The 13,720-nt window shown below is 32.8% G+C and carries 12 protein-coding genes; 6 read left to right on the top strand and 6 right to left on the bottom strand.

Annotation, left to right across the window (positions count from 1 at the left end; translation table 11 throughout):
* Window positions 1–94: 94 nt before the first annotated feature.
* Window positions 95–1,834 (top strand): T9SS type B sorting domain-containing protein, encoded by a 1,740-nt coding sequence (locus Q1A01_RS20235; RefSeq protein WP_299684510.1) that lies wholly within the window; start codon window positions 95–97, stop codon window positions 1,832–1,834.
* Window positions 1,835–1,838: 4 nt separating this feature from the next.
* Here Q1A01_RS20235 and Q1A01_RS20230 read toward each other — a convergent pair whose 3' ends face one another.
* From Q1A01_RS20230 to Q1A01_RS20220, 3 genes are all read right to left on the bottom strand, one after another.
* Window positions 1,839–2,036 (bottom strand): hypothetical protein, encoded by a 198-nt coding sequence (locus Q1A01_RS20230; RefSeq protein ID WP_299684508.1) that lies wholly within the window; start codon window positions 2,034–2,036, stop codon window positions 1,839–1,841.
* Between the two features lie 288 nt (window positions 2,037–2,324).
* Window positions 2,325–2,459, bottom strand: coding sequence for a hypothetical protein (locus tag Q1A01_RS20225; protein ID WP_299684506.1), 135 nt, complete (start codon window positions 2,457–2,459; stop codon window positions 2,325–2,327).
* 126 nt (window positions 2,460–2,585) lie between these two features.
* The gene (locus tag Q1A01_RS20220; RefSeq protein ID WP_299684504.1) at window positions 2,586–2,753 is read right to left on the bottom strand and encodes a hypothetical protein; all 168 of its coding nucleotides are present in this window, start codon (window positions 2,751–2,753) and stop codon (window positions 2,586–2,588) included.
* Window positions 2,754–2,930: 177 nt separating this feature from the next.
* Between Q1A01_RS20220 and Q1A01_RS20215 the strand changes: the two genes are divergently transcribed.
* From Q1A01_RS20215 to Q1A01_RS20195, 5 genes are read left to right on the top strand one after another with little or no spacing between them, the layout of a single operon-like run.
* Window positions 2,931–4,058 carry a MotA/TolQ/ExbB proton channel family protein gene (locus Q1A01_RS20215; protein ID WP_299684502.1) on the top strand — a complete coding sequence of 376 codons (1,128 nt, stop codon included), beginning with the start codon at window positions 2,931–2,933 and terminating at the stop codon, window positions 4,056–4,058.
* Window positions 4,058–4,705, top strand: a complete 648-nt coding sequence (locus Q1A01_RS20210; protein ID WP_299684500.1) for a hypothetical protein — start codon at window positions 4,058–4,060, stop codon at window positions 4,703–4,705. The genes Q1A01_RS20215 and Q1A01_RS20210 overlap by 1 nt, the downstream gene beginning before the upstream one ends.
* Window positions 4,706–5,332: a hypothetical protein gene (locus tag Q1A01_RS20205; RefSeq protein ID WP_299684498.1), complete on the top strand. Its 627-nt coding sequence runs from the start codon at window positions 4,706–4,708 to the stop codon at window positions 5,330–5,332. It begins immediately after the preceding gene.
* Complete coding sequence (locus tag Q1A01_RS20200; RefSeq protein ID WP_299684496.1) at window positions 5,322–11,285, top strand: hypothetical protein; 5,964 nt, start codon at window positions 5,322–5,324, stop codon at window positions 11,283–11,285. Before Q1A01_RS20205 ends, Q1A01_RS20200 begins: the two co-directional genes overlap by 11 nt.
* 17 nt (window positions 11,286–11,302) lie before the next feature.
* On the top strand, window positions 11,303–11,710 hold the full coding sequence (locus Q1A01_RS20195) for a hypothetical protein (protein ID WP_299684494.1): 408 nt from the start codon (window positions 11,303–11,305) through the stop codon (window positions 11,708–11,710).
* A 258-nt stretch (window positions 11,711–11,968) separates the two neighbouring features.
* On the opposite strand, the gene Q1A01_RS20190 is transcribed toward Q1A01_RS20195, so the two are convergent.
* Genes Q1A01_RS20190 through Q1A01_RS20180 form a run of 3 tightly spaced genes read right to left on the bottom strand, consistent with a single transcriptional unit; the run spans window position 11,969 to window position 13,275 of the window.
* Window positions 11,969–12,427 (bottom strand): hypothetical protein, encoded by a 459-nt coding sequence (locus tag Q1A01_RS20190; protein WP_299684492.1) that lies wholly within the window; start codon window positions 12,425–12,427, stop codon window positions 11,969–11,971.
* On the bottom strand, window positions 12,327–12,752 hold the full coding sequence (locus Q1A01_RS20185; RefSeq protein WP_299684490.1) for a hypothetical protein: 426 nt from the start codon (window positions 12,750–12,752) through the stop codon (window positions 12,327–12,329). Before Q1A01_RS20185 ends, Q1A01_RS20190 begins: the two co-directional genes overlap by 101 nt.
* Window positions 12,745–13,275, bottom strand: coding sequence for an N-acetylmuramoyl-L-alanine amidase (locus Q1A01_RS20180; protein ID WP_299684488.1), 531 nt, complete (start codon window positions 13,273–13,275; stop codon window positions 12,745–12,747). The genes Q1A01_RS20185 and Q1A01_RS20180 overlap by 8 nt, the downstream gene beginning before the upstream one ends.
* Between the last annotated feature and the right edge of the window lie 445 nt (window positions 13,276–13,720).

Below are 13,720 nucleotides of genomic sequence, written 5' to 3'. Positions count from 1 at the left end.
TATGTGAAGACACGTTTTTAAAATGGCTGTTAAAGTTATAGTGTTTATGGTAGTTTTGAATTATATTTAACTAAAAATTGCAGGTATTTCTACGTTGAGCTACATACTAAAAAAAACAGGATTGTTTATTGGGTTGCTTGTTGTTTCCGCTTTCGCGAAAGCGCAAGATTGTGCCATACTGACAAGTCCTAACGTGTTACCTGTAGAAGATCCTGTAACCTGGACAGATGAAGGCGTAGCTGGGGGATATGTTCTTACCCTTATAGATGCTGATGGAATCTCATCTACAATACAAAGAACCCCTTCTCAAACGTCTTATATACCTGCTATGGGGTGGCCAGAAAATGAGAGCTATACCATTGAAATAGCACTAAGGGAAGATCCCGCCGATCCAGATCCTACTACTATTTGTAATTCACAAACATTTACGACTGCTACTATTACAACCTTGCCAGGTTGTAATACCATTACAAGTCCGCTAGATGGAACAGTAGATGTGTCCTTAACACCGCTTATTACATGGAGTTATGCTCCTAGAGCTACAGAATATATTTTAAATTTGGGTACTACATTAGGAGGTAATGATGTCATAGCAAATCAGTTAATTCCAAATGGAGGACTCTCTTTTCAAGTAGTTACACCACTAGCAGATGGAACGCTACATTATGTAAGTATAACCCCTCGCAATGCTATAGGAGAGGCTATGGGGTGTGCTAATGATAGTTCGTTTACCACCTTAATTACTGCTTCTGAAGTACCAGATTGTACGACGCTTAGTTCCCCATCTAATGGAGAAGATAATGTGGCATTAACGCCCTTACTTACGTGGTTTCCTGTTGCAAATGCAGATGGATATAGGCTCACCATTGGAAGTAGTCCTAACAGCTCTGATGTTGTTGATGATATAGATTTTGGAAATGTAACATCTACCTTTGTGGTAGACTTTGAAGAAGGTATCAAATATTATGTTACGATCACACCCTATAATACTGCAGGAGATGCTATAGATTGTTTACAAACATGTTTCACAACTACTTTAGGATGTGGACCCTATTTTGATCCCATTACAGGAGAAACTGTTGATTTAAATCCTCAAATTAATTTAGAAGAGAGTTATAGTTTCTGTACCAATGAAGGACCACTCACATTAAATTATAATGGTATAGGTCAAGAATTTTCTTGGATTCAATTTGTAAATGATACGGAATTAGAAATTTCTTCTACACGTGATGTTACCATTACAGAAACGGGAACCTATCGACTGGATGTGATTTCAGAAGTACCTATAGAAGAAGGAGTTATTATATGTGATAGTTCGCATACATTCACTGTTGATTTTTCAGAAGCCCCTGTGATACTATCTTTAAATCCTACACTACAGAATTTAAATGTAAGTATTAATGTGGAAGTAAGTGGTATAGGTAATTATGAATACTCTGTAGTCTCGGCAGAAGGACCGTATCAGGATAGTCCCGTATTTACCAATTTAGGTACCTCTGATGTGGAGGTGTTTGTACGAGATAGAAATGGTTGTGGTATCGACATTGAACGTCTTGATGTTGATATTGATTTAGGGTTTCCAAAATACTTTACTCCTAATGGCGATGGTATTAATGACTACTGGCAAGTACGCGGTACCATTGTAAATGGCGAGACTATTACATTTATAGAAATATATGATCGTTATGGCAAACGTATTACAAGCTTTAATCCTCGCAGTATTGGCTGGGACGGAACTTTTAACGGCAGACGTCTATTAGATGCTGGGTTTTGGTATAAAGCGTCTACATTGAGTAATACTGTCTTGGTAGGACATTTTGCTTTACGTAGATAATCATTTATTCTTCTTGATAATAAATGGCTGATAACTGTATTTCTCCTACTTGTTCTCCTGCATAAAAATAACATGAATTTCTATGTGTTGGTAAATTATATTCATCAAACTCATAGTCATTAAACCATTCGTCTGGTGGTCCTCCAGAATCGTTTATCTGAATTCGGTTATTCTCAGAAAAGAAGATATAAAAACGGTTCATATCTTGCCTCAATTCAGGGATGAAGGCAACAATGTCTTTAAGGTTTGTAGCTCAAAACAACGGATTTCTTTGATCATCACGAATATATAGATAATAATGAGGAAATACAGATGCAAGATTTGCATTGTAAAAACCTGTAGTCTAACCTAAATCTTCATGACAATATTCATTAAAAACATCACCTTCTACTTCTGTGATAGTATGACAATATTGAAGCATTGGATTCCCTTCTATATAATAATACTTCAAATAATATACATCCTCTTCAGTATTTAAGAGCACCCCGTCTTACATATACTCACTATCTTCATAATAGCTGTTTTCTTCTGTGTTGTAAAAAAATGTCCTATCATTGATCTGAGATATCTTACCATTAGGATCATATGTAATATTTTGTAATACTTCTATAGTATTTCCAACCATATCTTTTTTTGTAATGGTTGTTATCTTTAAATCCTCGTCTAATTCAAAATTAGTTTCAAAGTCATCTGCTACATCACGGTATTTGGATAAATTACCATCAGTATTAAAATAATACGCACGTACGGTTTAATTATCAGAAATGATATGACATTCCGAGATAATAGTGGGATCTGCTTCTGCTGGAGGTGTTATTTCTGTAATAGCATCTTCTTGTGGAATGAATTCATCTTGTTCAGATTCACAAGAAGAAAAGGTAATTAGAAAGATTAGAAAATATAGAATACTATTTTTCATAGGGGGTTGTATAGATTTGGGAATCAAAATATAATGAAAAAGGGTCAGACTTGTTACGAAAACTAAAATACCTAGTAAGGGGTATTACAAGAAGTTGCAGTTCATTTTAAATTTATAACTTATTCATTAATTTTTATATTGAATGAATATTAAGATGAAAATAACACAGACGTACACATGAAAAAACTAGGCAGACCCATTGTTCTCATAATTACAGGAACTGTAATAGGTATATTAACGTATTTTGCTATTCTTGAAATAGTCTATTCGTCTATTCAGACTAGAATGCTTGAAAGTAATTTTTTATCTCAGACATTCGAAAAAGATCCTTCATTAAGTGGTGCCATTCAATCTGAGGAGCGATTATCTAAAATGAAAGAAGGGCAAAATCCAGTTCTAACTTGGCGTATATTAAGTGCTGCTAATGTGATAGATGATGATTTATCTACGGTAGATGTTAGTAAGCGTATAAGTGACCATTTTAATAAAACAATATCAAATTCAAATGATATTAGAAATAGTAACTCTCTCGATGTTTTAATAGAATTATTACAATCTATTGGTAAAAGCTCCAATGGAACAGATTCTATTGCTAAACGTCAGATAAAACAATATATAGTAGCCGTTTTGTCTGAAAAGAAAAATGCGTTGAAAGCATATGATGATTATCTACGTAGTGCTCCAGGAGGTGAGACGTACAACGAGATAAGTAATTCTTCTGTTGGAGTAAATCATGCCGTCTTAAATAGATTATTCTATCATTATGGTGCAGAGAAAGTATTTTCAGAAGTTCCTAATGCTATTTCAAATTCAACTCTTGAACCTCAAGAAGAATATAATCAAATTAAGGATTTATGTTTTCAAATTCTCTTATCAGTTTCAGACGATCTAGAAGTGAAAAGTGCGGTTCAGATAAAAGAATGGATAAAAGGGATTGAGCAAGTAGTGATGATTTGCCTATTTTTTGTTGCAATTATTATTCTCATAATTAAAAGCAAATTTGCAAACAAACTAAACTTAGATGAAAAGACTACCAGAAGTTATTACAACTATTACAATTGGATTTTTTCATCTTTAACAGCTATTGGCTTTATTGGAACTATTCGGGGATTAAGTAATGCGCTGTCTGATGCTGATATCATTTTTAGGTCAGGTTCTGGATTAGATCAGGCCATTTCAATTTCTAGTATTACAGGGGTATTAGGAGTCGCTTTTTCAACAACTTTAATTGCTCTTGTATTGACATTACTACTTAGCTTGGCAAAACTAGCTATTGATCCAACAAATCAATTAAAACTAGACTAATGGGAAAGAATACGTTTAATCTTAGTAGTGTAGATATGTTGGCATGTGCCTTAGGTGCTTGTATTGTATTGATGTTAGTATTTGTAGTAAATATTGGCGGTGAAGAAGGGAATGGAGGTACTTCAGGTGGACAAGGTAAATTAAACGGTGCTGCAATGTCGATGTTGTCTAATGAAATCCTTCCAGGAAAGATGGTTTTTGTGAGACAGGTCTCATTAAAATGTCACTCCAAACAAGATTATAACCTTATTTCTAAAAAACTTGATTTAGGATTATGGGAGTACGATCTTACTTTACAAAATACAAAACATGTTCAAGAACAAGTATATCTAGTGCCTGAAAAGAAGACAATTGTCTATTCTTTTCTCTCAGACACGATTATAAAAAAATCAATTCAATTTTTATTAAATAAAGACCTTCTTGCTAAAGATAGGACACTAGCATCTCGTGGAGTTGATGTAGATGTAAAATTCTTAGAAGGTGCTTCTCAACTAGAATCTGAAGAGATATTTTCAGACTTTTACCAACATCCTACTCAAGTATTTGGAGATCATCTAGGGTTTAGAAATCTTTCTGTAGAATTTAAAAGAAGACCTGCTCAAGATATTACTAGAATAAGCCAACTCATTGAAATTAAAAATAATTAGATGTTTAAATCAGCTAGATCACTTATAAGTTTTATTGATTTATTAGCTTGTGCTTTAGGGGCATCAATTCTGCTCATGTTGGTTTTTGCTAAATCTAAGGAACTTAATAACCAAGCAGAAGGTTTTGGTTCTCCAAAAGACTTTATCTATTGTGAAATCGAATTAAATGATGCAAATGCATATTTGTTATTACAGATTCGTCCAAAGGGAGGAGAATGGAGAAAGTTCCGCCTGAATGCTGAAGGCAAATTTATATATGAGAATGACTTTATTCTCCTGTCTAATAATCAATTAGAAAAACCAACAAGCTTTTATGCTTGGGGTCCTTATTATAAGAAAAACAATAACACGTATAATACAGATTCGCAGTTTTTAGGGATTTATGGTGTGGATGGAAAAGATCAAAAAGATTGGGAATTTAGCGCAAGTTATATTTCTAGTGGTTCTTTAAACTGGAAAGAAGATACAGATCCCAACAAAATAAATAAAGTGAAAGGTCTTCCGCCTATTGAATTGGTTTATAAAATCCGCAATAAGAATAGTGTCTCTTATACTGAGAGAAAAATAACATTAGGTTTTGGAGAGACGAAGGTGTTTAATATTAGTATAGAAGAAGATGAAATATAATATCTCTAGAATAGCGTTGTTGTTCGTAGTCTTTTTTATCATGACTGCATTAGTAAATGAAGACAATCTTTCTGATAGCTTAACAGAAACAGAAGTAGCTTTGTTAAAAAAGCTTGAATCTAATCAAATTTTAAGCATGACTCAACAATTTGATCAGTTACGTCTTTATGAAGATATAGATATGGTATTGGCACAAAATGAAAATTTTGGAGGTGTCTTCTCTAAAGAAAATCGTAAGAATTATGAAAATATAGCACTATTAAATGCTATAGAGAAACGATTGAAAGAATTAAGGAATTCTAATGTGAATAATGTGTTAGCTAGAGTAGCTCAAGAAGGTGCACGTGCATTACTTTCTGAAGAGGAGCAAGTAGAAATTGAAGAAATTCAAACACAGATAAAGAATACAAGAGAACAAATTGAGATTGCTTCAACAGCTTATCAAAAAGTACTTGTGTTTAATAAATTATTACCATCTATAAGTAAGCTCCTAGAAGATCGTGACCCGATTACTTCCAAACGAATTTTAGAATTGTATTATCAAGTTGAAATATTAGAAGTTCAGGTATCCATAATCGATACATTTCTTAAAAGTACCCCTAATGTACTGTTAGAATCTATATTCACAAACGATGAAATTAGTAAGATTCAAGAAGAAATTAAAAAATATCGTTCTCTTGAAAAATTTTCTTCAGATACATATAAAATGTTTGCGAGTAAACAAATTTCTCAGGAAGACATGAAGAAACGTTTAGAAGCTTATTCTCAACTACGTCGTGATTATTTTATAAATCAATTTCCAAATCTTGAATCAGAAGTTAAGAACGTAACTACAAAACTGAGATCTTTTGAACGAAAAATTATAGATCATTTTGGGAGTCTTCAGAAGTTTGTTGCGCAAATTACAGTAAATGCAGTAATTGAAACTGAAGAAATATTAAAAACACATACTTCAACAGATTATATAGACGTATTCCCTAAAGGAAAGTCTATAGATAATAGTATGTATTGGTTAAGGATACAATTACCTGCGGGTTCGCTAGCTTTATTAAGAGAAGGACATGATTTAGATAATATGACAGGTGCTTTATCTTTGGTATACAAGCCAGAATTTACTGAAAATAATATCCAGTTAGAAGGGAATACCTTTTTGCCAGATGTAACATTTACAGATGATCAAAAAGAGTTATTATACAATTCTCTTACTAAAGTGGTGGCAGATGTGCCACTTGGAATTCAAGTATCTGGTTTAAGGTTGTTGTTAGATTCAGACACAAATTTACCTGTAGTTTTTCAGGGGCACGACAGTGATGATAGACCTCTCAATAACTTATCTGTAACCTTGCCTAAAGAGAGTCCTTGGACCAATTTTAAAAATAATTTAGAAATACAGAGGGAATTATTTAATAACCTTCAAGTTGGTAGACAGTTAGGCCTTAGAATTGAAAAAATAACAGTAGATCCTATTGATTTTGATCTAAAGTTGACGTTCAGAACAGAAACTGAGAGTATCATTCGTAATTTATTGAGCTTAGAGTCGAATGCTAATACATTTGAGATCTCTTTAAAAGAGATTGAAAATACCAATGGGATACTCACAGATAATCTAAGAACTATAATAGGAAAACAAATTGCAAAACGTCTTGATACTATCATTAAAGATGAAGAACATACGGATGTTTTGAAAAATATATTGATAGCTGAACGTATAGAAGCGGCTGAGGTACTACATATGGAAGATCAAATTGTAGGTCGTATTCGTTTTTTACCTAAAGGGTTTAGTACCCTAGAAGAAACCTTTCAAGTAAATACTTCTGCTGAATTACTATTTAAAACAGAAATTAAAAATGGTAGATCTTCTGTTCATCTCTCTAATGTATTTCTTCCTTTTGAAGTGCCAGTTAGACAATATCTTACATCATTTTTAGAACAAAAAGAGAAAGAACTCAAGAAAAGCATTACAGAAGAGATTACTGATACAGAGTTTGGTAAGGTACTGTTTAATCTAGCTGAAGAAGTTCAATTTTCAAAATTTCAATTGAGCGTTGATCAGAGGGAAATACGTGGAGTAATGACCCTTCCTAATCTATTTTCAGGTTCTTTAAATGTAATTATTTCAGATAATCGAATAGTTATAGAAGATTTAGAGGATACCTTAAAGAAAATCGTTAATGATCAAATAGAAAACTTAATCAAGTCACAATTTACAGAGCCTTTAGAGCAAAATTGCAAAGACTTACTTCAAAATAAAAAGATAACCTTATATACCTTTGATTTTGAAGTGACAGATGTAAACTGCGATCTTAGTCAATCTAATGTTACAGCTAAGGCAGTGTATGTAGAAGCTCCAGATAATTATGCAACTTTACGTTTAAAAACAGATGGCACATTTAACATAGAATCCTTTAAAGCACCAATTATAAAGGAAAAAATTCTAGAAAAAATCACTTCAGAGTTAGCAGCATTTTCTAATTTTAAGTATTTAGAAATTAAAGATCCTAGATTTGAAAAAGGAATATTGGTTATTGATGCCTATATAAAATTAGAGTTACTTGATGTATATGAAAAGGTTGGACAATTTGAAATTTCACCCGATAACAAGAATATTTTAGAGGCTACTTTCTCAGGGGTTAATATTCAAACAGCTTTTGAATCAAAAATCAATGATTATGTCAAGCAATCTTTTGAACAATTAATAAAAAAAGATTTGCTTAAACTAGAGTTTTCTAAAGAAGCAAATGGGTTATATGTTACAGATATAGAGAAAGTACAACTTTTTCAAGATGCTAAAGAGATTATCTTTTGGGGTGAAGCAAAATTAAAAGGGATCACCGTACCTGAATTTAAGATTACTATCAATTTGTCTGCTAATGATCTTTTGAAAGCTATAAAAATTGAGTTACCAGAAGATGCTGTGATAAATGCCTTATTACAGAATGCTACAAAAATGACCAACTTAGGAGGCGAAATTGTTCCTGGACTCTCTGTTAAGATATTAGAATTATATCCTCAAATAGGACCCTTACGATTGGAAGGTAGTGTAGAACTCAAACTTAATAGGTTAACTTTTCCAGCAATGAAGTTTACTGTCACTGAGAAAGAGATTCGATTTTATCCTACACTTTCCTTTCCATTACCTGGTGAATATGCTATTTCTGTATCGCCACCATTAACAATTTTCGGTAGTAGTGTATCCTTAGATTTAGATGAGAAAAAGATCATTTTAGGAACAAACGTCACTGTGGGAGCTCCTGGAGTAGCAGAAGCAAATAGTAAACTCATTAATTTAGAAGGAAATCTAAGTGCTTACTATACAGAAGGAAATTTTGGAAGCATGGATCTAGAAGCAAACTTATTTCTGATTACTGTGTTGAAGGTTATGGAAGGTAAAGGACAAATAGATACCTCTAAAGGATGTTTTAGTATGTCTTCAAGAACTGTGGGACCCTTAAGAGAAGTTTTAAAGTATGATAATGGAGTAGCTATTAATTGTAATAAAGAACTCCTTAGGAGTGAAACTGAAATGGCTGTTTTAGGGGTTTCATTAGAAACTGTTGTCACTGCTATTAAAAATGGAGATGTGATTGGACTGAATGGAGAAGGACGTTTTAATTTTATCGATATAGGTAAAATGCATATAAAAGTAGGGACTACCTTGGAAATAGGAGACCCAAATAGTGTCATGAAGAATGCTTTTGTCTATCTAGATGGACGTATAGATGTTGGAGACTTTAACATTGCCAGAGCTACAGTAGATGCTGATTACTATCGTGCTTTATTAAGTTTTGAAGTACTAGGAATTCCTATAGCTATTGATGCTCCAAGTATTAATGATTTTTCTGAAGGTATGATTCTAGAAGAGATTTTACAGCTTTTAGAATTTGATCCAGAAGCATTATTAGAAATACTTAAAGACCCAACTAAAATCTCTTTTAAAATGGCACCAATGGGACCTAGTGGTCCAGACGGAGGTGGTAATGATAGAAATGATAACCCGAATAACTCTAGCGATAGTACATCCAGAAATTCAGCTCCTCCTGGTTCTGGAGTCGAAGATGGAAATGGTGAAGATAACGCTGGTAGTGCTCAAAGTAGTTCTGTGCCAATAACTGGAGGTAAGGTGAAGACGAGTTCACAAGGTTTGTATAAAGAAGGATATACCTTAAAGGTTTTGAATCGTCAGGACATTAAACGTTGGGGGTTTGAATTTGAAAATCTTAATAATACTTGGCCTTCCAATGTTCAAAAGGCAATTGTGTTGGAAGATAGGAATGGAAATCATTTTGATGTGCGATATATAAATGACAATGTTTCAAGACACTTTAATTCAAATTTTAGGTTTTGGAAAACTGATTTTAATAATGTAAAATATAAACAAGATGAAGAAGGTATTGACTACTACTATATCAACAAAGAGCGATTTTCAATAAATCTGGGTGCTTTAAGTTGGCGAATTGCGTTAGCTCCTACAGGTGAAGGATATGTATTTTTAGAACATAATAATTTAAATCTTTATCAATACGAGTTTCAAGAGTTTAAGGAATTTAAAATCAACGAGCTTCAGGGAAGTTGGGATCATGTAAGTTTATTTTTAAGAAATTATCAAATCTATAAATTAAATGGAAAGAATTTTAACCCTAGACGTTTTAATCCATATGCAGTAGGTAGAAATAATGGCGCATATTATCAAACATATGCTAAACCTGAGCAGATTTATGTGAAAAATGGAAATAAATTTCAAAATATAATAGGAGAAGATTTTGAAGATCTTGATGGGGTGAAAGATAAATTTTTTAAACGAATCGAAAAACATGGTGTTGATCTCCAAAATATTAGTGCTTTAGTGTTTCTTGATTCTCATATTTTAGTAGTTGAAAAAGATGATTTCATAAAAGCTCAAGTTCTTAAGAATCGTCCTAGTAACGAAGTAAAGACAGAATTAGAAACATTTTCAGCTGCAGTTGGGAGTGTTTATGTCAAACTGCCAAAATCAGAACTCAACGCTATATTTAATGGCGAACCTTGGTATAATCCAGTAAATAATTTTAAAGATAATATCTCGAGATTAGCAAGTAACTACCAAGGAGAAATAGGGTCTGTAGCATTTAAGAAGTTTTTAGTTCTCATAGAAGGACTTATTGAAGACCCAACACAGATACCTTCCATTAGAACATTTAACCATGCAGGACGACAATTTTTAGTTTCTAAGTCTTTGGAGGGTATTCAAAAGACACTCATGGATTTAAGTCCAGATTCCAATACTTGGATGTATATAGATAGGCAAGATTTGTTTGATGATCTAGGAGTTGTTTCGATGGATCACAATCAATTAGCAGATCGTTTTAAAAATACACCATTAATCGCCAATACATTCATTCATATTATGGACAGAAAAATTCCTTTTAATATGACGTATTTGGGTAAGGAAGGAAATCAACTATTTTTTTATGATGATGGAGGTAGATTACTAATCCAGTCCCATAACGAAGTTATCAACACAACATCTATAATGTATTTGAATACGAGTAATAATGTTGAGGCTAAGAAAAAAGGAAATCTATATACGAAGGCTTCATATGTAAAGATGAATGTTAAGTTTTTTGAAGAGATTTTAAAGAATATCGATACTGAAAAAGAAGTGCAAGTTCTAGTGGAAGATACAGAAGGATATCCTGTAGCATATATGTTAGATCAAGATCAATTTACGATAGTATGGGAAAATAAAATAGGCAGTATCGATACGTTAGTATATAATAGGAAAGATATTGATGCCGCATTACTTAAATCAACGATTCCTAAAGCCAAATTAAAACTGATTACCACCATAGATAGTACTGAACTTAAGTATGACTTAGAAGAGTTGGTGCAGTTCTTAAAACTTGGCTATGGAGATACTAAGAGTTGGTTTGGACCTAATAAAGATCAAGTACACCCTTTATCAATTTTAAAATAATTTAAAGTAGAAATACCATGAAGAAATTTGTATTCGTATTCATGTGCAGTCTTTTGGGAGGAATCACTTCTCACGCACAAATAAGTAATAAAAATGAAGCTAAAGAAGTCTATGACTTTGTTTTTGGAGCAGGCTCAGGTACTAAACTAGGAACAATAACCTCTGAAGATATAGCCAATGCCAATTTGTTTGTAAAAGAGTTAACTGAAAAATCCTGTCAAATGGGTTGGATAGAATCTATAGGAAAATCTTCATTGAAACCAAATGCAACGGTAAAAGGTATTCTTCTAAAATTTATTACTTCAAACGTCAGTGACTGTAGCGATGAGATTAAAGAGGGGAAGGTGTATGAATCAGTAAAAAATGTACTAAGCGCTAATTGGAAGGGAGCTTTTGAAGTTCGTGTTCAGACTGGTTCTTGGTGATTTTAATCTATGTTTACCAGATTCAATTTCAATAGTAGAGGAGTCATCTTCGTTTCCTATTTTCTTGAATTTTGTTTGTTGTTCTGTTTATTGTTCTGTTTTCATGACTCTGTCTGAATAAAATTAATAGTTAAACTAATCCCGTTTTTTAAAGCGGGATTAGTTTAACACCTTGATCCTTGTGTCGATTTCTCTTATCGAGTTCAGCGCTTGTTTTTTGGTTTAATACCCTTTTTATCCTTAGAATCAAAAAATACCTTAAAACCGAATCAAACTATAATGAAGAGATAATCCTACAAATATACTTTGGCCATCATTTGCAAATCCATAACCTACAGAGGGACCTATTCCTAATCTCTTGCGTCGTATCGCTTTCATTTTATTGTTAAGTAAATCCTGTTTTAATCCAAAGTTTTCAGTCATGGATTTTACCTGAATCTCTTTTTCGCGAAAAGCGAATTTTAAATTTGAATAAGCTTTACTTAAGGTATCAGCCTCAGACCTATATCCTTTTGATTCTAAACGTAGAGAATCTATTAATCGTTGTTGATCTCGATTAATATTTAGTAAACTATCTCTTTGCTTTATGAGGTTACCTACTGCAATAGTTGCTTTTCTATCGTAACGTGTCTCTTGATGTATAGAATCTATGAACACCGTCTGAGATACGACGAGCGTTTGACATAAAATCAGTATCAATAATAAATACTTTCTCATTTCTTTTTCTTAATTCATTATATAAATTATCATTCCTTAAATACAATTGATCATTCTCCTCTCTTAGTTGATCTGTGTAGTTTATTTGTAGTTGCGCTAGTTGAATCAAACTATCCTCTTTCTTCAAACTTGATTGGATAATACTATCGTTTTTCTGGACCTGTTTCTTTATTGCTGCTTTGTAGGCTTTTCTATAATGATTACCAGTAAAACCTCCAGAAATTAATATGATGAGTAGGATGGCACCAAAAACAATCAAAAGTCTTTTTCTTCGTTTCTTAAACGCTAGTTCAAGTGCTTCTTTTCTTTTCTCTATTTCATCCATAAGACTCTATAAATTCATTAATAATAGCTGCAACTCTTTCAACACCCCTTATCTTTCTACAATCTGTTGAATTACTCCCAAAAAATGGTTCGATTAGTATCGTTGGCGCTTTAGGATAATACACCATAGAAAACCCTCGATCGCGTTTTTGGGTAAGTGCTTTTAATCCACCATTGCGAACTTTAATTCCTGTTCTTTTTTGTACTAACTCTGAAAATGCGCTCGCGTAATCACGGGCTTTTTTACTGTTGAAATAATACAAGGTTTCGCATCCATTTGCTCGAGGATCTTCCGATGCATTAAAATGTAAGGAGATCACTAAATCATACTCTTTTTGATTTAATTTGCCCACTGTTGTTCTTATTCTCGTGGAATATCCTCTTATTCGAGCGTCATGTCTATATACATCTGCATTAATACATTTTACAACTTCATTGTAGAAGTCAAACTCGCTCATTCCTAAATAAGGGCTATAAGCACCTTTTTTTCTCTCATTATGTCCTATTACTAAAGCTACATTCATACCATCTATTTTTATTCATGTTTAGGTGGCGTGTAGGTTTCAATTTCTTTTGAATTACACGTTTTACTACTGTCATTTTAAGTGCTTATGACAGAAATATCCACTGGTTTTTATAGTCCAAATCATATGCCATAAAGTAAGTTGAGGTGTGATTAAATACTTGTTAATGAAGCTACTGCAGTAGAAAAATGAAATATGTGATTTTTTGAGCTTATATTGATTTTTCCTCATCTAAAATAAAAGCACAATGCCCAATTGACAGTTACACAAATTGTCATTGAAATGACTGCACATAGTATTTGTTTTAGCTCGTTTGGAATGAGATTATATGGTCCTTTTAATGGTAGGTGTACTAGGAGGCTATAATGTGGATCATTCCTAAAAGTTGTGTGTGAATTAAAATAGAAGTTGGATTTTTGTAAAAAAAAATGGAACTGTCCTTAGA

The organism is uncultured Dokdonia sp., assembly GCF_947492815.1.
Classification (GTDB): Bacteria; Bacteroidota; Bacteroidia; order Flavobacteriales; family Flavobacteriaceae; genus Dokdonia.
Note: the sequence above shows the minus strand (reverse complement) of the source record. Positions and strands in the feature narration are given on the sequence as shown.